General features: G+C 72.3%; 7 protein-coding genes. 5 read left to right on the top strand and 2 right to left on the bottom strand.

Annotated elements, in window-relative coordinates; all coding sequences use genetic code 11:
* Positions 1–37 precede the first annotated feature (37 nt).
* Both HPY32_RS43720 and HPY32_RS01925 read right to left on the bottom strand, forming a co-directional pair.
* Positions 38–13,027, bottom strand: coding sequence for a type I polyketide synthase (locus HPY32_RS43720; protein WP_216675861.1), 12,990 nt, complete (start codon positions 13,025–13,027; stop codon positions 38–40).
* Between the two features lie 329 nt (positions 13,028–13,356).
* Positions 13,357–14,706 carry a carboxylesterase family protein gene (locus HPY32_RS01925; protein WP_067582577.1) on the bottom strand — a complete coding sequence of 450 codons (1,350 nt, stop codon included), beginning with the start codon at positions 14,704–14,706 and terminating at the stop codon, positions 13,357–13,359.
* 221 nt (positions 14,707–14,927) lie between these two features.
* Between HPY32_RS01925 and HPY32_RS01920 the strand changes: the two genes are divergently transcribed.
* Genes HPY32_RS01920 through HPY32_RS01900 form a run of 5 tightly spaced genes read left to right on the top strand, consistent with a single transcriptional unit; the run spans position 14,928 to position 20,359 of the window.
* A complete protein-coding gene (locus HPY32_RS01920) occupies positions 14,928–16,115 on the top strand; it encodes a CaiB/BaiF CoA transferase family protein (RefSeq protein ID WP_067582574.1) in 1,188 nt (395 codons plus the stop codon).
* Positions 16,112–16,993 (top strand): HpcH/HpaI aldolase/citrate lyase family protein, encoded by an 882-nt coding sequence (locus HPY32_RS01915; protein ID WP_067582571.1) that lies wholly within the window; start codon positions 16,112–16,114, stop codon positions 16,991–16,993. Before HPY32_RS01920 ends, HPY32_RS01915 begins: the two co-directional genes overlap by 4 nt.
* Positions 16,990–17,829, top strand: a complete 840-nt coding sequence (locus tag HPY32_RS01910; protein ID WP_067582568.1) for a cyclase family protein — start codon at positions 16,990–16,992, stop codon at positions 17,827–17,829. Before HPY32_RS01915 ends, HPY32_RS01910 begins: the two co-directional genes overlap by 4 nt.
* Positions 17,826–19,256 carry an MmgE/PrpD family protein gene (locus HPY32_RS01905; protein ID WP_067582565.1) on the top strand — a complete coding sequence of 477 codons (1,431 nt, stop codon included), beginning with the start codon at positions 17,826–17,828 and terminating at the stop codon, positions 19,254–19,256. The genes HPY32_RS01910 and HPY32_RS01905 overlap by 4 nt, the downstream gene beginning before the upstream one ends.
* Entirely contained in the window at positions 19,253–20,359 is a 1,107-nt protein-coding gene (locus HPY32_RS01900) for an acyl-CoA synthetase family protein (protein WP_067582562.1), read from the top strand. Before HPY32_RS01905 ends, HPY32_RS01900 begins: the two co-directional genes overlap by 4 nt.
* Positions 20,360–20,370 lie beyond the last annotated feature (11 nt).

Genomic DNA, 20,370 nt, shown 5'->3' with positions numbered 1-20,370 from the left:
CGGTGCACCGCGCGGGGGCGCGGTTTCGCGGGATCGGTCAGACCGTCCCGAACTCGTTGTCGATGAGGTCGAAGATCTCGTCGCCGGAGGCGGATTCGAGATCGGCGTCGATGGGCCCGCCGGTCGGCTCGAGGTCGGGCACCGCGGGCGCGGCGTCGTTGGTCTCGGTGAGCCGGTCGGCGAGCGCCCGCAGCCGGGCGGCGAGGTCGTGGGTGTCCAGGTCGTCGGGCCAGGCCCCGTCCGCCTGCCGCAGCGCGGTCTCGAGGTCGGCGAACGCGCCGGTCACGGTGACGGGCGCGCCGTCCCCGGTCGCCGGTGCGATCGGGCCCAGTAGGTCGATGAGGTGCGCGGCCAGGCGGGCCGAGCTCGGGTAGTCGTAGACCGCCCCGGCGGGCAGGCGGATGCCGCTGGCCGCGGCGAGCCGGTTGCGGAACTCGACCGCGGTCACCGATTCGAAGCCGAGGTCGCTGAAGGAGCGGGACGCGCCCACCGCCGACAGCTTGTCGTGCCCGAGCGCCGCGGCCGCGGTGCGGCGCACGAGTTCGACCACGATTCGGGTCCGCTCGGTCTCCGAGACCGCCTTGGCCAGCCGCTCGCGCAGCGCGGCGGCGGGATCGGCCTTGCCCGCGGCCTGCTCGGGCTCCTCCGCGGCGACCGAACGATGCCGCACCGCACCGTGATCGTCGAACAGGTGCCGCGGCCGCACCGCGGTGTACACGTCGACGAACCGCGCCCAGTCCATATCGGAGACGACGGCGGTCGGACCCGCGCCGGAGGCGAGCAGCCGCGCCAGTTCGCCCACGGCGGCACGGGGATCCATTTGCCGCACACCACGATTGCGCAGCGCGGCGGCGGTGTCGTCGTCGACCATGCCGCCGCCCGCCCAGGCGCCCCACGCCACCGACAGCGCGGGGCGGCCCGCGGCCCGGCGGCGCGCGGCGAGCGCGTCGAGATGGGCGTTGGCGGCGGCGTAATCGGCCTGTCCGGCATTGCCCCAGGTGGCCGCGCCCGAGGAGAACAGCACGAACGCGTCCAGGTCGGTATCGGCGAACAGGGCGTCCAGGTATTCCGCGCCGCCGACCTTGGCCGTGACGGTGTGCGCGACCTCGTCCAGGGTGCGCCGGTACAGCGGTGCCTCGGTCCCGACGATCCCGGCGGTGTGCACGACCGTCCGAACCTGGTGCCCCGCAAGCAGTTTCTCCAGCTCGGCCCGATCGTCGGCACGGGTGAGATCGCTCGCGACAATCCGGACGTCGACGCCGCGGCCGCCGAGTTCTTCGGCGAGTTCGGCAGCGCCGGGCGCATCGGGTCCGCGCCTGCTGGTCAAGATGAGCCGTTCGGCCCCGGCGTCGGCCAGCCAGCGCGCGACGTGCCCGCCGAGCGCCCCGGTGCCGCCGGTGACCAGCGCGGTACCCGATGTCCGCCAGCTCGATCCGTCCCCGGTCGGGGTGTCCAGGATCATTCGGCGCGCCAGCACCCGGCCCTCGCGCACGGCGAGCTGATCCTCGTCGGTGCCGGTGCCGATGACCGCCACGGCGGTCGCGAGGTCGCTCCCGAGGTCACCGAGGTCGACGAGACCGCCCCAGTGGCCGGGGTCGTCCAGCCCGGCCACCAGGCCGAGCCCCCACAGCTGTGCCAGTGCGGCATCGGGGGTTTCGCTCGGCGCGGTCGAGACCGCGCGCCGGGTCAGCCACCACCACGGGCCGTCGACACCGGCGTCGCCCAGGGCCTGCACCACGGTCACGGCGGTCGCCGTGCCCGCCGCGACCCCGTCGGCGGTCTCCCCCGGCCGCAGGCCCAGCGCCGACACCACCGCCGAGTGCGGCGTGCGGGCGGCCGCGCGCAGCCGATCGGCGAGCGCGGCGCGGTCGGTCCCGGGCTCGACGGTCACGATGTCCGGCTCGGCGAAACCGGCCGCCACCAACGCGTTTCGCAGTTCACGCACCGGCTCGTCGCCGGGGGCGAGGATCAGCCAAGGGGCGGACTCGGCGACCGGACGGGCCGGAAGCGGCACCGGACGCCACACGACGCGGTGGTGCCAATCCGGCACGGCCGCAGCGGCATTCGCGGCCGTGGCGCGTTCGGGCCAGTAGCGGGTGCGGTGGAACGGATAGGTCGGCACCACGGCGGGCAGGGGGCCGGGCGCCTCCGTCGTCCGGGTCCAGTCGACCGCCATGCCGAACGCCCATGCCTGCGCGAAGGATCCGAGCAGCCGGTCCCGGCCGCCCTCGTCGCGGCGCAGCGAACCCACCACCGCCACCTCGTCGGTGGCCGCGGACTCCGCGACCTCCTGCACCGCGCCCACCAGCGTCGGGTGCGCGCTCATCTCCACGAAATGCCGGAAACCATTGAGCACCAACAGCGAGACGGCCTCACCGAACCGCACCGGCAGCCGCAGATTGCGCGCCCAGTATTCGCGCGGCAGCCCCGCGGTCACCCAGGTGCAGTCGACCGTGGACAGCCACCGCACCCGCGGCGTCGCCGTCTCGACCGACTCGAATTCCAGACCCTCCACCATCGGGGAATGCGAGGCGTAGTCGACGGGCAACACCCGCGCCCGCACCTCATCGGCGATTGCCGAATCGACCACGGCCTGCACGGCCTGCACCGGACCGGAGATCACCACCGAACCGGGCGAGTTCACCACCGCCACACCGACTTCGGACCCAACACCACACGCGGCAATCCGCGCCAGCGCACGTTCCTCCGGCTCTCCGATCGAGGCCATCGCACCCGACCCGGCCAGGCTCCGCAGTGCCGTGGATCGAGACACCACGATGCGGGCACCTTCGGCCACCGACAGCGCACCCGACACCACGGCGGCCGCGATCTCGCCCTGCGAATGCCCGACCACCACCGACGGCACCACGCCGACCGACTCCCATACCGCCGCGAGCGCCACCATGACCGCCCATGACACCGGCTGCACCACAGCGACATCGTCCAGATCGCTTGCGCTCTCCAGAATCTTGACCACATCGGGGCCGCCCGCGGCGACCACCGCCGCCGAGCACTCCGTCAGCCGCTCGGCGAAAATCCCACCGGCGGCCAGCAATTCGGCCCCCATGCCGACCCACTGCCCACCCTGGCCCGGGAAGACGAAGGCCACCCCCGCACCGGAACCCGTTGCCACACCCCGAATCACGTCACCGGGCACCTCACCCGCGGCGAGCGCACGCAGGGTCTGCGTGGCATCGGGCCGGGCGCCCCCGGTGAGCACGACGGCACGCTCCTCGAAGGCGGTGCGCCGGGCCAGGGCGGCCGCGACGGGGGGCAGGGCGGGCGCCTCGGTCAGGTGCGCGGCCAGCCTGCCCGCGCCCGCCGCCAGCGCCTCGGGATCGCGCGCCGACAGCGGCAGCGCCACCGGACCGACGGATTCGGTTGCGCCGCAGGCACAGTCGAGATCCCGATCCGGCTCCTCGAGAATGACGTGCGCATTGGTGCCGGAGATGCCGAAGGCGGAGATACCCGCCCGGCGCGGCCGACCGGCGCGCGGCCACGGCCGCCCCTGCATGAGCAGCCGGACCGCACCGGAGTCCCAGTCGATATAGGGGCTCGGCGCATCGACGTGCGCGGTCGGCGGCAGCTGCTCGTGCTGCATGGCCAGGATGGTCTTGATCACTCCGGCCAGCCCGGCGACGGTCTGGGTGTGCCCGATATTGGACTTCACCGACCCGATCCACAGCGGCTCCGGCCGGTCCGCCCCGAACACCTCCAGCAGCGCGCTCGCCTCGATCGGGTCGCCCAGCGCCGTGCCGGTGCCGTGCGCCTCCACGGCATCGATATCGTCCGGGCGCAGGCCCGCGACCTCGAGCGCCGCGCGCACCACCCGTTGCTGCGCAACGCCGCTCGGCGCGGTCAGGCCATTGGACGCACCGTCGGAATTGACCGCGGACCCGCGCACCACCGCGAGCACCCGGTGCCCCGCCGCCTTCGCCACCGACAGCCGCTCCACCAGAATCATCGCCGCGCCCTCGGACAGGGCGAACCCGTCCGCGGCGGCGGCGAACGGCTTGCACCGGCCGTCCGGGGCCAGCGCGTGCTGGCGGCTGAATCGAATGAACTGGTCGGGGGTCGACATGATCATGGCGCCACCCACCAGGGCCTGATCGCATTCCCCGTCGCGCAGGCTGCGCACCGCCAGATGCAGCGCCACCAGCGCCGACGAGCACGCCGTATCCACCGTCAGCGCCGGACCTTCCAGCCCGAGCACATACGCGATGCGCCCGGAGGCAACGCTGTTGGCCACGCTGGTGGCCAGGTGCGCCTCCGCGGTGCCGTCGCCGCGCAACAGGTGGGCGTAGTCCTGATCGGTCATGCCGACATACACGCCGGTCCGGCTGCCGCTCAGGGAACGGGGGTCGATGCCCGCCCGCTCGAACGCCTCCCACGCGCACAGCAACAGCAGCCGCTGCTGCGGATCCATCGCCAGCGCCTCGCGCGGCGAGATCCCGAAGAACCCGGCATCGAATTCGCTTGCCCCGGTGACGAATCCACCGCGATCCACCGTCGACCGGCCCACCGCCTCCGGGTCCACCGAGAACAGCCCGGACGGCCAGCCGCGATCCACCGGGAAGCCGGACGTCACATCGCCGCCCCGGGATACGATGTCCCACAGCGCCTCCGGGCTCTCCACGCCGCCCGGGAACCGGCACGCCGCCGACACCACGACCACCGGATCGTCGAGCACGGCGGCCGCGCCGGATCCGGAATCGGCAACGGCCACACCGGAATCCGCGGGCCGCAACCGGCCCACCAGCCACCGCGCCAGCCGCTGCGGCGTCGGATGGTCGAAGACGACCGTGGTCGCCATGGTCGCCCCGGTGGCGTCGCGCAGGGCGCGGCGCAGGTTGACCGCGCCCAGCGAGTCGACGCCGATCTCGGAGAACGCGCGCGCCGGATCGATGGCGTCGGCGGTGGCGTGCCCGAGGACCGTGGCCAGTTCGCCGGTCACCAGCTCCAGCGCCAGCCGTTCGGCCTCGTCCACGGTGGCGGCCGCGATCCGGCGGGCGACGGCGGTGCCCTGCGCCTCGGTGTCCGGGCCGGAAGTGGCGGTGGCCGCGGCCAATACGGCGCGGGCCTCCGGCACCTCGTCGAACAGGTGGCTCGGGCGGGAGGTGGTGAAGACCGAGACGAAGTTCTCCCAATTCACTTCCGCCAGCGCGATGACCGGGTCGTCGCGGTCGAGTGCCCGTTGCAGGGCGAGGATCGCGGGTTCGGGATCGATCAGCGGCACGCCGCGGCGGGCCAGCGTCTCGCCGAGCGATGCGGCGATCATGCCGCCGCCCGACCACGGTCCCCAGCCGATCGACAACACCGTGCGGCCCATGGCCCGGCGGCGTTCCGCCAGCGCGTCCAGGTGCGCGTTGGCCGCCGCGTACGACCCGTGGTCGGCGACACCCCACCACGCGGAGATGGAGGAGAACAGCACGAACGCGTCGAGCGGCCGATCGCCGAGGGCGGCGTCCAGATTCTCCGCACCGGCGACCTTGGCGATCAGCACATCGTCCAGCTGCTCGGGGGTGATATCGGTGAGCGGCGTCAGCGTCATGGCACCCGCGGCATGCACGACCACACTCGGCTGATACCGCTCCACCAGTTCCACCGCGGCGGCGGGATCGGCGATATCGCAGGCCACGAAGCTCACTCGCGGACCGAGCGCCTCGACGGAAGCGCGCAGTTCGTCGGCACCGGGCGCATCCGCACCGCGGCGACTGGTCAGCACGATGTGCGTAATGTCCCCCGCACCCGCCAGCCAGCGCGCCACATGCGCACCCAGCGCCCCGGTACCACCGGTCACCAGCGCGGTCCCCCGCAATTGCCGCGGCCGGTCCTCGCCCGGTTCGATGGCCTCCAACCGGCACAGCCGCCGCCCGAACACCCCCTCATCCCGCAGCGCCACCTGATCCTCGCCATCACCCCGGGTAACCGCCCCGACAATGCGCCGAGCCCAAACCTCCGCCTCCGCCTCGGGATCGACCGGCGGCACCGATATCACGGGCAAATCGATGAGACCGCCCCACCGATCGGGATATTCGAGCGCCGCAACCCGCCCCAACCCCCAGAGCTGAGCGGCATACGGATCGGGCCCACCATCCAACACCGCAGTCCCGTCCAACGCCTCGGTCACCGCCGCCGCCCCCCGCGTCACACACCACAGCCGAGCCTCGCCCCCCACACTCGCCAACGCCCGCACAACGCCGACAGTCTCGGCCAGCACAGGCGAAACCGCGCTCGCCCCACCCGTTCTCCGCAACCCGAGCAGGCTAACGACCACATCCGGCCGCTCCACCCGCACAACCTCAGCCAGCCGCTCCGCCGCTTCCCCCGCCACAACCCGATGGACCGCAGCCCCGGTAACCGCAGCCAAAGGCGTTGCAACAGAATCTATTTCGTCACCATCAGAAGCCTCCGGAACAAGCAGCAGCCAATGCCCCGCGCCCACCCCACCCAGACTCCCGTCACGCTTTCCACCCTGCTCCCCGGCATCCACCCCACCCCGGTCCCCGGCAAGCACACCACCCTGATCCCCGGCAAGCACACCACCCTGATCCCCGGCATGCACACCACCTCGGCCCCCGGCATGCACACCACCTCGGCCCCCGGCACGCGCTCCACCCTGGCCCCCGGCATACGCTCCACCTTGGTCCCCGGCACGCGCTCCACCCTGGCCCCCGGCATGCTTTTGGCCGGGGTCGGCGAGACGCTGCCAGTCGACCCGGTAGCGCCAAGACTCGGTGCGCTGCTCGTCGGCGCGGCGGGCGCGCCAGTCGGCCAGGCGGGGGAGGATCTGCTCGAGCGTTGCCTGTGGGTCGACGTCCAGGGCCGCGCTGAAGGCGGTCACATCGTCGTTGTCGACTGCCGCCCACAGTTCCGCCGAGACCGGATCCGCCACCGGCGCCGGGCCGGTGACCTCTTCGGGCAGCGCCCAGTAGTGCGTGCGGTGGAACGGGTAGGTCGGTATTGCCGCGGGCATTACGCCGGGCACGCCGACCACGCGGGTCCAGTCGACCCCCACGCCGCGCACCCACGCCTGCGCGAAGGACTCCACCAGGCGGTCCCAGCCGCCCTCGTCGCGGCGCAGCGAGCCCACCGTCGCCACCTCGTCGGCCCCGGCCGATTCGGCGACCTCCTCCACCGGGCCCACCAGCACCGGGTGCGCGCTCATCTCCAGGAAATGCCGGAAGCCGTTGTCCACCAACAGCAAGACGGCCTCACCGAACCGCACCGGCAGCCGCAGGTTCCGCTCCCAGTACTCCCCGGGCAATGCCTCCTCGACCCAGGCGCAGTCGACCGTGGACAACCACCGCACCCGCGGCGTCGCCGTCTCGACCGACTCGAACTCCAGGCCCTCCACCATCGGGGAATGCGAGGCATAGTCGACGGGCAGTACCCGCGCCCGCACCTCATCGGCAACCGCCGAATCCACCACAACCTGCACGGCCCGCACCGGACCCGATACCACCACCGAGCCAGGCGAATTCACCACCGCCACACCGACTTCGGATTCGACACCACACGCGGCGATCCGCGCCAGCGCACGTTCCTCCGGCTCCCCGATCGAGGCCATCGCACCCGACCCGGCCAAACTCCGCAACGCCGTCGCCCGCGAAACCACGACCCGGGCACCCTCGGCCACCGACAGCGCACCCGACACCACGGCCGCCGCGATCTCACCCTGCGAATGCCCGACCACGACGGACGGCAGCACCCCGACCGACTCCCACACCGCCGCCAGCGCCACCATGACCGCCCACGACACCGGCTGCACCACCGCGACATCGTCCAGATCGCCGCCGCCCGCCAGCACCGCCACCACATCCGGCCCACCCGCGGCCACCACCGCCGCCGAGCACTCCGTCAGCCGCTCGGCGAAAACACCACCGGCGGAAAGCAATTCGGCACCCATCCCGACCCACTGCGCCCCCTGCCCGGGGAACACGAACACCGTGCCCCCGCCGCCGGCGGACACTACGCCCCGTGCGATCGGCGTCCGGGTGGTGCCGTCCAGCACGGCGCGGTGCGCCAGCGCGGGCCTGCGAGCCAGGGCGGCGGCAATGCCCGCCGTCTCGGCATTGGGCAGATCGGTGAGGCGCTCGGCCAGGGCCTCGAGCCGGTCGGCATCGGTGGCCGAATACGCCCACGGCTCCAGCGATCCGGCGACCGGCGCGGGCGTGGCGGCGACGTCGCCGAGCACCGGCGGTTCCTCGATAATGACGTGCGCATTGGTGCCGGAGATTCCGAAGGAGGAGACCCCGGCCCGGCGCGGCCGGTCGGTGCGCGGCCAGGGCTGTGCCTCGGTGCGCAGCACGACCGCGCCGCGCTCCCAATCGATGAACGGGCTCGGCGCGTCGACACCGCGGGTCGCGGGCAACTCCTCGTTGGCGAACGCCTGCACCATGGTCAGCAGCCCCGCGATGCCCGCGGCGGCCTGGCTGTGGCCCAGCACCGATTTCGACGACCCCAGCGACAGCGGCGTGGCGCGGTCGCCCCCGTAGACCTCGAGCAGGGCCTCGGCCTCGATCGGATCGCCGAGCACGGTGCCGGTGCCGTGCGCCTCGACCGCGTCCACGTCCCCGGGCGCCAGCCCCGCCGACGCCAGCGCCGACCGGATAACACGTTGCTGCGCAACGCCGTTCGGCGCGGTCAGCCCGTTGGACGCGCCGTCGGAGTTGATCGCCGACCCGCGCACCACCGCGAGCACCCGGTGCCCCGCCGCCCGCGCCGCCGACAGCCGCTCCAGCAGCACGACGCCCGCGCCCTCGCTCCACCCGGTGCCGTCGGCGGCGGCGGCGAACGGCTTGCACCGGCCGTCCGGGGCGAGCCCGCCCTGACGGCTGAATTCCACGAAGATTCCCGGCGTCGCCATGATGGTCGCCCCACCGGCGAGCGCCCGCTCGCATTCGCCGTCGCGCAGGCTGCGCACCGCCAGGTGCAGCGCCACCAGCGACGACGAGCACGCCGTATCCACGGTCAGCGCCGGGCCGTCCAGCCCGAGCACGTACGCGATGCGCCCGGACGCCACGCTCGTCGCATTGCCGGTTAGCAGGTAGCCGTCCAGCCCTCCGGCCGGACGATCCATGCGCGGGCCGTAATCCTGCGCCATCGCACCGAGGAACACCCCGGTGGCGGTCCGCTCGCGCGGGTCGATGCCCGCGCGCTCGAACGCCTCCCACGCGCACTGCAACAGCACCCGCTGCTGCGGATCCATCGCCAGCGCCTCGCGCGGCGAGATCCCGAAGAACCCGGCATCGAATTCGCCCGCGCCGCTGAGGAATCCGCCCCGATCCACGGACGAGTGCCCCACGGCCTCCGGGTCCGCCGAGAACAGCCCCGCGGGCCAGCCCCGGTCCGCCGGGAAGCCCGACAGCACGTCGTCGCCGCCGGAGACGACCTCCCACAACGCTTCCGGGCTCTCCACACCGCCCGGGAACCGGCAGGCCGCCGACACCACCACGATCGGGTCGTCGTCGACACCGGCACCGGTCCGACCGCGCGCAGCGGAAACAACGGTCTCGGCCGCAATGCCCGTGGGCCGCAACCGATCCGTCAGCCACTGCGCCAACCGCCGCGGCGTCGGATGATCGAACAGCACCACGCTCGCCAGCCGCATCCCGACGGCGCGCCCGATGGCGGTCCGCACCTGGACCGACAGCACCGAGTCGACGCCGAGTTCGCGGAATGTCGCCTCCGCGTCGATGTCCGCCGCCGTGTCGCGCCCCAGCAGCTCGGCCGTCACGCGCAGAATCGTGCCCAGCACCTCGCTGCGCGCCGCCTCCTCCGACAGCCGAGCGAACCGGCCGGTGGCACCCTCCACCGCATCGTCGGTCGGTACCGCGGGCGCCGCGACGATCGGCTCCCGGGCGGCCGCCCGCGTCGGCACCGTGCCGGGCCAGAACACCTGATGCTGGAACGGATAGGGCGGCAAGGCATTCGGGGGCAACGCCACCGCATGGGTTTCGGAAACCACGGCGGCCCAGTCGATATCGATTCCGGCCACCCACGCCTCCGCCAGCGCGGCCAACAACCGGTCCGCACCGCCATCGTCCCGGCGCAGCGTGGCGAGCACCGCGGGATCGCCGAATTCCGCTGTCCCGCCGGACTGTTCGATCGCGCCGATCAGCACCGGATGCGAGCCGCACTCCACGAACACGGTGTGCCCGGCCTCGGCCAGCCGCGCCACCACGTCGGCGAAGCGGACCTGCTCGCGCAGATTGCGCACCCAGTAGTCGGCATCGGCGGGCAGCGTTTCCGTCATCCACTCGCCGGTCACCGTGGACAGCCACGGCACCCGCGGCGGTTTCGGCGCGAGCACACCGATATCCGCGCGCACGGCGTCGGCGATGGCATCGATCGCCGGGGAGTGCGAGGCATATTCGATCGGCACCCGCCGCACCCGCACCCCGTCGGCGCGCAGCGCCTGCGCCAGCGCCTCGAGTTCGGTCAGGTCGCCGGAGACCACGGTCCCCGCCGGGCTGTTGATCGCGCCGAGGACCAGCGAGGTCCCCGCCAGGCGCGGTTCGAGGTCCGCCCGCCCCAGCTCGACCGACAGCATGCCGCCGGTACCGGCCTCGGCCAGCACCCGCAGGCCCACCGTGCGCGCCGTAATCACATGCGCCGCTTCGGTAATCGTCAGTGCCCCCGCGACCACCGCGGCGGCGATCTCCCCCTGCGAATGCCCGATCACCGCGGCGGGCCGCACCCCGGCGGCCTCCCACACCGCGGCCAGCGCCACCGACACCGCCCACGTCACCGGCTGCACCACGGCCGTCCCGTCGAGCCCGCCCGGCTCGGCGGCGGTGAGCACCGCCAGCGCGTCCGGACCACCCGCCGCCACCAGCGCCCGCGAGCACTCCCGCAGCCGATCGGTATACACCCGGGCAACCCGCTCCGGCGCATCGAGCAGCGCACGACCCATCCCGACCCACTGCGCCCCCTGCCCGGGAAACACCAGCACCGGCCCGGTCCCGGCCAAGGACACGCCGGGATGACTAGAGGCACCGGACACGCCGGAATGACTAGAGGCACCGGACACGCCGGGATAACTAGGGGCACCGGACACGCCGGGATAACTAGGGGCACCGGACACGCCGGAATGACTAGGGGCACCGGACACGCCGGAATGACTAGAGGCACCGGACACGCCGGAATGACTAGAGGCACCGGACACGCCGGAATGACTAGAGGCACCGGACACGCCGGAATGACTAGAGGCACCGGACACGCCGGAATGACTAGAGGCACCGGACACGCCGGAATGACTAGAGGCACCGGACACGCCGGAATGACTAGAGGCACCGGACACGCCGGAATGACTAGAGGCACCGGACACGCCGGAATGACTAGAGGCACCGGACACGCCGGAATGACGGGGCACGACTTGATCGCCGACCACCACGTGCCGGTCGATCACGCCGCGGGACAGATCCGCGAGGAGGTCGGCCGTCGGCCGTCCCGATCCGGTGAGCACGACCGCCCGGTGCTCCAAGGCATCGCGCCGCGCGAGCCCGGCCGCGATCTCGGTCCGCGACCACTGCGGTTCGCCCAGCGCCGCCATGCCGTCTGCGACCGCGGCCAGCGCTGCTCGCGAACGTGCCGAAAGCACCCACGGCACAACGGCTTCCGGCACCTCCGGGTCGGAGGGTCGCGGGTCGCCCAGCGCCGCCGTGTCGTCGGCCAGTGCGGCCTGCGAAGGCGTCGAAAGAACCTGCGGCACAACGGCTTCCGGCGCGTCCGAGACGGCGGTCCGGGCAGGAGCGGGCGCCCCGGTGATGACGATGTGGCAGTTGGTCCCGCCCATGCCGAACGACGACACCCCGGCGTACCTGGGTGTCGCGGCGTCCGCGAGTCGCGGCCACGGCCCGGTCTCCGACTGCACCCGCAGGCCCAGCTCCGCGAGCGGAATCGTCGCGGGCGGCCTGCGGAAGTTCAGGCTCGCGGGAATCTCGCCGTGCGCGACGGCGAGCACGGTCTTGAGCAGGCCCGCGATGCCCGCCGCCCCCTCGAGATGACCGATATTCGTCTTCACCGAGCCGACGAGCAGCGGGTCACGCCCGGACCGCCCCACGGCCGCGGCCAGCCCCGCCGCCTCGATCGGATCGCCGACCGGCGTGCCGGTGCCGTGCAATTCCACGTACTGCAACTCGGCGGGTTCGATGCCGCTGCGGGCGCACGCCGCCCGGATCACCTCGGCCTGCGCGTCCGGCGACGGCGTGGTCAGCGTGCCGGTCGTGCCGTCGTTGCCGACCGCGCTGCCCGCCAGCACCGCGAGCACGTGATCGCCGTCGGCCACCGCGCGGTCGAGGCGCTTCAGCACCAGCAGCGCCCCGCCCTCGCCGCGCACGTAGCCGTCGGCCCGCTCGTCGAAGGTGTGGCAGCGGCCCTCGGGCGAGAGCGCGCCGAAGGCCACCGACCGCGCGTTACTGGCCGATGCCAGAACGAGATTCACGCCACCGGCGATCGCGATCTCGCTGTCCCCGCCGCGCAGGCTCTCGGCGGCCAGGTGCACCGCGACCAGCGAGGAGGACTGCCCGGTGTCGACGGTCATGCTCGGGCCGCGCAGATCGAAGGTGTAGGAGACGCGGTTGGCGAGGATGCCGCGCGCGACGCCGGTCATGTCGTACCGGCCGGGATCGACGGTGTCGAGCAGGTCGGCGTAGTCGCCCCAGATCGTCCCGACGAACACGCCGGTCGCCGAACCCCGCAGCGCCGCACGGGACATCCCCGCGGACTCCACGGCCTGATAGGCCAGCTCGAGGCACAGCCGCTGCTGCGGATCCATCGCCACGGCCTCCTGCGGGTCGATGCCGAAGAACTCGGCGTCGAAACCGGCGACGTCGTCGAGCCAGCCGCCCGCGCGGCCCGGCCGCTCGCCCATGGCCGCCGCCCGCGCACCGTCCAGCGGCCGGATCGCGGCCCGCTGCGCGCGCAGCATCTCCCACAGCGCCCGCGGATTCGCGGCGCCGGGCAGCCGGCACGACAGTCCGACCACCGCGATCGGCTCGACACCCGGACCACTAACGCTCATCGATCGCACTCCCAGGACTAGGCGATGGCACCGCACGGACAGTGAGGGACGAGTTCACCGGTCGTCCCGTCTACACAGGTGACGGCGTACCTCCGAGCCGACGGTAGCCACGGGAGGGCCGACCTCTGTAGGCCGGTAGAACAACTCTGGGACAACCCCTAGCGTTCTGTTCTTCTGCTGCTTCTGTTTTCGGTCGATTCAGTTGTCATCGGCATGGTCGATCGCCGACGGGCTTGTGCGAGAAGGCATTTCGCTCCACCATCCCGCAGTCCCGTCAGGTCTCCCGTTGGTCCCGGCGTGCTTTTGGCCGGGACCAACGGGAGACCCACCTAAGGCCCAACCCGATAAGGCGCAGCATTCTCCGGCGACCACTCCCGCCAATGCGCCCGCCCGTCCCGCGCCAGCCCCATCAGCGCCCGCTGCTCCTCCGCCCCCACCGCGCGATCGATATCCGTCAACTCGGCGTCGTCCGGGTCCACGAAGAGCGTCGGCACATCGGCCCCGTGCATCGGCCGCCCGCGGAATTCCGGGCGGTGGCCGTTGGGCGAATTGCTGGGCACGTAGTCGAATACCTGCCACCAGCCCCGCCCGCCCGCGGCGCGCGCGGCCGAGAGCAGGCGCTCGGTGGGCTGCCAGAACATGACGTCGCTCAGGAACTCGATCTTGGTGTCGCGATCGGCGTCGGGGTCCGGGCCGGACCGGGCCGCGTACATGCGGTCGATCGTGTCCGGCGAAATGATCTCGTAGAACTGGGCCTCCGCCGCGGTGACCGACATCAGCAGCGGCACCTCGCGAATCAGCCCGTCGGCGACGGCGGCCAGCGGCTCGCGCGGCAGCACCCGGCCGTCGACGAACGGATGGTAGGGCACCCGGCCGTCCTTCTCCAGCTGCTTGCCGTGGATGTAGCGCAGCCCCACGTTCGCCACCTCGGACAGCTCCCGCACCGAACCGGCCAGCTTCCCGGCCCCGGCCATGAACCGCTCGGCCCGGCGCACCGCCTCCGCGCGGCTCACCGGCGTCTCGGCGGTGCCGCTGTAGATGGCGGCCTTGTGGAACAACCCCTGCGCGGCCGGGACGCCCAGCAGCGTGCCGACATCCGAACCGCCCGAGGAGGAGCCGAACAGCGTCACATTGCCCGGGTCCCCGCCGAACTGAGCGATATTCTGGCGGATCCACTCCAGCAGCAGAATCTGGTCCTGCACGGGAAGATTCGCGCCGTCGGCGTACTCCGGATCGAGCTCGCCCAGATACAGCCAGCCCCACGGCCCGAGCCGATAGTTCGCGGTCACGATGACCGCGTCGTGGTGGGCGGCATACACCCAGGCGTCCATGGACGGCGTGCTGCCGCTGCCGTACACGTGGCCGCCGAAGTGCAGCCACACCAGCACCGGCCGGGGCTTGCCGTCGACGCCGGGCGACCAGATGTTCAGGTTCAGGCACTGCTCGTTCTCGACGGCGTCGGGGTGCACGAACCGCGGCGGCATCCCCGCGTACATCGGCACCTGCCAGCCCACCGGCCCCCACACGCTCGCGTCCACCCGCTCGACCGGCGCCACCGCGACGGCAGGCCGGAACCGCGCCTCGATCCGCCCGTACGGCACGCCGCGCCAGTTCGGCACGTCGCGGTCGAGACAGCCGTGTACCTGCCCGGACGACGTCTCCACCACCAGGTCACTCATCGTCGATGCTCCTACCGAATTCGTCCGGCCCGTCCTCGATCAACCTAGGAACACCGCGACCGGAAATCCCCCAGACTCCGCGCCGGGCCGAAAGACTACGAAACCCCCCAGGAATCGGCGGCGAACCATTGCCCGCCGCGCCGCCCGGGCGATATCTCTGGCATGCGCGCCGCAACGGCTCGAGTCGGTCGGCCGCGCCATAACGGATGGGTGGTCGGACGTTGGACGAACAAGATTGGGCCGCAGCGGAAACGGAACTCCCCCTGGCGGGCCTGACCGTCATCGATGCGTCCACCCTGCTCGCCGGGCCCTTCGCCGCCCGCATGCTCGCCGACTACGGCGCCGACGTGATCAAGATCGAGCATCCGTCCGGCGACCCGCTGCGCCGGTTCGGCCAGGTGCGCGACGGTCAGTCGCTGTGGTGGAAGGTGTTCAACCGCAACAAGAAAAGCGTCGCGCTCAACCTCTCCGACCCCGAGGACGCCGCGCGCTTCCTGGAACTGGCCGCCACCGCGGACGCCGTCATCGAGAACTTCCGGCCCGGCACCCTGGAGCGCTGGGGCCTGGGCCCCGACGTGCTCGCCGAGACCAACCCCCGGCTGATCCTCACCCGCGTCACGGCATTCGGCCAGGACGGCCCCTACCACCGCCGACCCGGTTTCGGCACGCTCGCCGAGGCGATGAGCGGCCTGGCCGCCATGTCCGGTGAGCCCGACGGCGAACCGCTGCTGCCCTCGTTCCCGCTCGGCGACGCCATCGCCGGTCTGCACGCCGCCTGCGCGACCCTCATCGCGCTGCGCGCCCGAGACCGGCTGGGCCGCGGGCAGACCGCCGACGTCGCCATCACCGAGACGCTGATCAGCTCGCTCGGCGCGCAGCTGTCGGAGTACGACCACTTCGGCGTGAAGCCCGCCCGGCTGGGCAACCGATCCAACAACAACGCCCCCCGCGGCGTGTACCGCTGCGCCGACGACCGGTGGGTGGCGATCTCGGCGCCGTCGCGGGCGGTCGCCGAGCGGGTCATGCGCCTGGCGGGGCGGCCCGAACTGTGCGAGGAGCCGTGGTTCGCCGACGGTTCCGGCCGCGCCGCGCACCGCGACCTCATCGACGAGGCCGTCGGCCGCTGGATCGCCGCGCGCGAAAGGCCGGACGTGCTGGCCGAATTCGATCGGGTCGAGGCCGCGGCCGCACCCATCTACGAGGTCGACGACATCACCGCCGACCCCCAGTTCCGGGCGCGGTCGCTGCTGGTGTCGGTGCCCGACGCCGACCTGGGCACGGTGACCATGCCGACGGTCCCGTTCCGCCTGTCGCAGACGCCCGGGAGCATCCGGTGGGCCGGGCCCCACCTGGGTGCGCACACCGAGGAGCTACTGTCCCGCCCGCTGAAGGAGGAGGCCGGCAGATGAGCGGCTCTCAGCTGGATTATCCGGTCTACCGGAGTTGCCTGTACGTCCCCGGCCATCACGTGGACCGGATCACGCGGGCGTACGAGTCCGAATCGGACGCGGTGATCCTCGATCTCGAGGACGGCGTCCCGGTCCGGCACAAGGTCGAGGCCCGCGAGATCGTCGCCGACATCACCTCGCGGCCCACCCCCAAACCGACCTTCGTGCGCCTGAATTCGATGCACTCCACGCTGTGCGAACAAGACGTGCTCGCCGTCGCGGGCGTCGGCCTCACCGGGGTGCGGCTGGCGAAGGCCGAGCAGCCCAGCGAGATTCGGCACGTGGCCAAGCTGCTGCGGCAGCGCAACAGCGAGGCCGTCATCCACGTGCTCATCGAGACGGCCAGCGGGCTGGAGAACGCCTACCGGCTCGCCATCGCCGCGCCGTCGGTGCGCATGCTGGGCCTGGGCGAATCGGATCTGCGCGCCGACCTGCACTCCGATATGGAGGGCGCCACCATGGACGCCGCCCGCACCCGGGCGATCATCGCGTCCCGGGCCGCCGGACTGCCGAATCCGCTGCAAAGCGTGTTCCCCGATCCGCGGAATCTGGAGGGCCTCGAGCTGACCAGCGTGCACGGCAAGGCGCTCGGCTTCATCGGCCGCATGGCCATCCACCCGTCGCAGCTGCCGATCATCCACCGCGTCTTCACCCCGCAACCGCACGAGATCGAGGAGGCGATGGAGATCTGCGCGGTGGCCGCGCTCGCCGAGGACACCAATCAGTCGATCGTGATGGACGGCAACGGCAAGATGGTCGGCCCGCCCGCCATCGCCAACGCGCGCCAGACGCTGCGGCTGGCCAGCGCCCTGGACCTGGTCGGGAACGTGCAGCCGTGACCGAGATTTCGCACCGGATCGCCGACCCGCTGCTGGCCGCGGTCGCCGCGGGCGTGCAGACCATCGACCTGGCCCAGCCGCTGGCGAACGGAATGCCCTGCTCCCCCAACCATCCCGGCTTCCGGATGGTGCTCGCGCGCCGCCACGGCGACATGGTCCGCGAGGACGGCGGCTCCGCGGCCAGCGAGATGATCATGACCGGCGGCCACGTCGGCACGCACATCGACGCCCTCGCCCACGTGTCGCAGGACGGCTTCCTCTACGACGGCGTGGACTGCATGGCCGCCCAGACCGGCGGCGCGTTCAGCGTGCACGGCGTGGACACCATCGCGCCGCGGATCTGCCACGGCATCCTGCTGGACATCGCGAAACTGCATGGCGTACAGCATCTTCCGGGCGGTCACGGCATTACCGCCGAGGAGCTGGCCGAGGCGGCGGAGCGGGCCGGGGTGCGGCCGCAGCCCGGCGGGGTGTGCCTGGTCAACACCGGCTGGGGCACGCTGTGGACGCAGCCGCAGCGCTATCTGGGCTTCGAATCCGGCGTCCCCGGGGTCACCCCCGATGCCGCGCGGTGGCTGGCCCGGCACGAGGTCGCGGCGGCGGGCGCGGACACCTCGGCCTTCGAGCAGGTGCATCCGGGCCGCGGCCACGCCACCCTGCCCGTACATCGAATCCTGCTCGTGGACAACGGTATTCACATCATGGAGCACCTGCGGCTCACCGACCTCGCCGACCGCGGCATCGCCGAATTCGCGTTCGTCCTGGCCCCGCTGAACATCGTCGGCGCCACCGGCTCGCCGATCCGCCCGCTCGCCATCGTGAGCAGCGGCCGATGAGCGCGGTGCGGGGGCTCATCGACGAGGTGGCCGACTTCGCCGAACACGTGGTGAAGCACGGACTGCCGCGCACCCGGCGCGATCCGGCCGCCCGCGCGGTGCTGGACACCGTCGGCGTGATGATTCTCGGCTCGGCACAACCGATTCGGGACACCGTCCTCGCCGTCACCCGCCAGTGGGGCGCCTCCCCGGACTGCACCGTGATCGGGCAGCGCGACCGGATGCCCAGCGCGTCGGCCGCATTCGTCAACGGCACGCTCGCGCACTGCATGGACTACGACGACACCCACCTGCCCTCGGTGCTGCACCCCAGCGCCTGCGTGGTGCCCACCGTGCTGGCCGTGGCCGAGGCCACCGGCGCCGACGGCCCCCGCCTGCTGGACGCCCTCGCGGTCGGCACCGAGGTGTGCATCCGGCTCGGCATGGCCGGATACGATGCGGAACAACGCAATTCGATCTTCTTCGACCGCGGCCAGCACGCGACCAGCATCTGCGGGGCCGTCGGCTCGGCGGTGGCGGCGGCCATGGTGCTGGCGGGCGATGCCGCCACCATCGCGGCCGCGGCGAGCATCGCGGCCAGCATGGCCAGCGGCCTGATCGAGGCGAACCGCACCGGCGGCACGGTCAAGCGCATCCAGACCGGCTGGGCCGCGCACTGCGGCGTCACCGCGGCCCAACTCGCGGTCGCCGGGCTCACCGGGCCGCCGACCGTGCTGGAGGGACGCTTCGGCTTCTTCCAGGCATTCTGCGGCGACCGGGCGCGCCCGGAGCGGGTCACCGACGGGCTCGGCGAGCACTGGCACAGCGACCGCATGCACGTGAAACCCTATCCGTGCAACCACTTCACACACACCGGCATCGACGCCGCCCTCGAGCTGCGCCGCCGCGGCGTGCGCCCCGACGAAGTTCGCGCCATCGAACTCGGGGTGCCGGAACCGGTGCTGCGCACCATCGCCGAACCGGCGGCCGCCAAGGCCGCGCCCGCCACCGGATACGCGGCCGCATTCTCCGGCCCGTACACCGTCGCCGCCGCCCTGCTCGGCGGCGGCGGATTGGGCCTGTACGTCGAGGATTTCACCGATGCCGCGGCGCACCGCGCCGAGGTCGTCGCGCTGGCGGGCAAGGTCACCTGCCACGCGGACCCCGAGTGCACCGCCATCTTCCCCGACCAGTTCCCGGCGCGGGTGACGGTGCGCCTCGCCGACGGCCGCACCGAACGGGTCGCCCGCGACACCAATCGCGGTGGGCCGCACCGGCCGCTGACCGATGCCGAGCTGGACCGCAAGTTCACGCTCAACGCCGCGACCCGCTACGACGCCGCGACCGCCGCGGCCATCGCCCGCGAGATCCGCGGGCTGATCGAGGCGCCCGACGCGCGGCCGACCATGCAACTGCTCAGCACCCATCACTCCGGAGGGAATTCATGACGAGCCTCAGCGCGGACCCGAAATGGGCCATCATCGACCCCGCCGTCCATCCGACCGACCCCGACGAATACCTCCGGGTCGCGGTCGCATGGCATTTCGGCGAGGAGACCGGGTCCCCGTTCTGGCTGAGCCGCGCCCAGCGCCTCGACTTCGATCCGCTGCGCGACGTGCGCACCTTCGACGACCTGAAACTGTTCCCGAATGTCGTCGACGAGCTGCGCGACGTCGCCGTGGAGGACCTCATCCCGCGCGGCTACGGCCCGAATCCGCCCGCGCCCAAGGTCTTCGAGACCGGCGGCACCACCGGCGCGCCCAAGCGGGTCATCCTGATGCCGGACTGGATCGAGGCGTCCATCGACCGCATGCTCGCCGGTCCGGTGTTCAGCGGGCGGGAGCCGTCGAACATCCTGGTGGCCGCGCCCACCGGACCGCACAAGATCGGCTCGCAGTACGACTGGGTGGTGGCGCGGCAGAACACGGTCAAGTTCTCCATCGACATCGACCCGCGCTGGGTCAAGAAGCTCATCCGGCGCGGCGCGACCGAGGAGGCGAAGGCGTACGTCGAGCACATCCTCGACCAGATCGAGCACATCCTGGACAGCCAGCAGGTCGGGATGTTGGTGACCACCCCGCAGCTGCTGAAGGCGTGCGCGGACCGCCCGCGGATCGCCAAGCTGATCAACGCCAAGATCAAGGTCGTGTTCTGGGGCGGCGCGCACATGACCGCCGACGACCGATTCCTGTTGGCCCACGAGCACTTTCCCGACGTCACCCTGATCAGCCGGTACAACAGCGCGCTGGTCCTGGAGGGCGCGCGCGAACGCGCCGGGGTCAGCCCGGACGAGGAGATCGTCTACGACCCGCGCAGCCCGATCGTGACCTTCCGCGTCGTCGACCCGGACACCCGCGAACCCGTCCCCTACGGACAGCGCGGCCAGGTCGTCATGAACCACGTCAGCAAGGGCATGTTCCTGCCGAACAACCTGGAGCGCGACAGCGCGATCCGGGTCGAGGGCCGACCGGGCCAGGTCGGCGACTCGGTGGCCGGTCCGAAACCCGTCGACGTCTTCGGCGGGGAGCAAGTGATCGAGGGCATCTATTAATGGGAAGGTGA

The sequence above is a fragment of the Nocardia terpenica genome (genome assembly GCF_013186535.1).
In the GTDB taxonomy this organism is placed as follows: domain Bacteria; phylum Actinomycetota; class Actinomycetes; order Mycobacteriales; family Mycobacteriaceae; genus Nocardia; species Nocardia terpenica.
This window is presented reverse-complemented; position numbering and strand designations above follow the sequence as displayed.

Coding starts and splice junctions, on each gene's coding strand:
- HPY32_RS43720 (WP_216675861.1), bottom strand. CDS start 13,027: ATGAGCGTTAGTGGTCCGGGTGTCGAGCCGATCGCGGTGGTCGGACTG.
- HPY32_RS01925 (WP_067582577.1), bottom strand. CDS start 14,706: ATGAGTGACCTGGTGGTGGAGACGTCGTCCGGGCAGGTACACGGCTGT.
- HPY32_RS01915 (WP_067582571.1), top strand. CDS start 16,112: ATGAGCGGCTCTCAGCTGGATTATCCGGTCTACCGGAGTTGCCTGTAC.
- HPY32_RS01905 (WP_067582565.1), top strand. CDS start 17,826: ATGAGCGCGGTGCGGGGGCTCATCGACGAGGTGGCCGACTTCGCCGAA.
- HPY32_RS01900 (WP_067582562.1), top strand. CDS start 19,253: ATGACGAGCCTCAGCGCGGACCCGAAATGGGCCATCATCGACCCCGCC.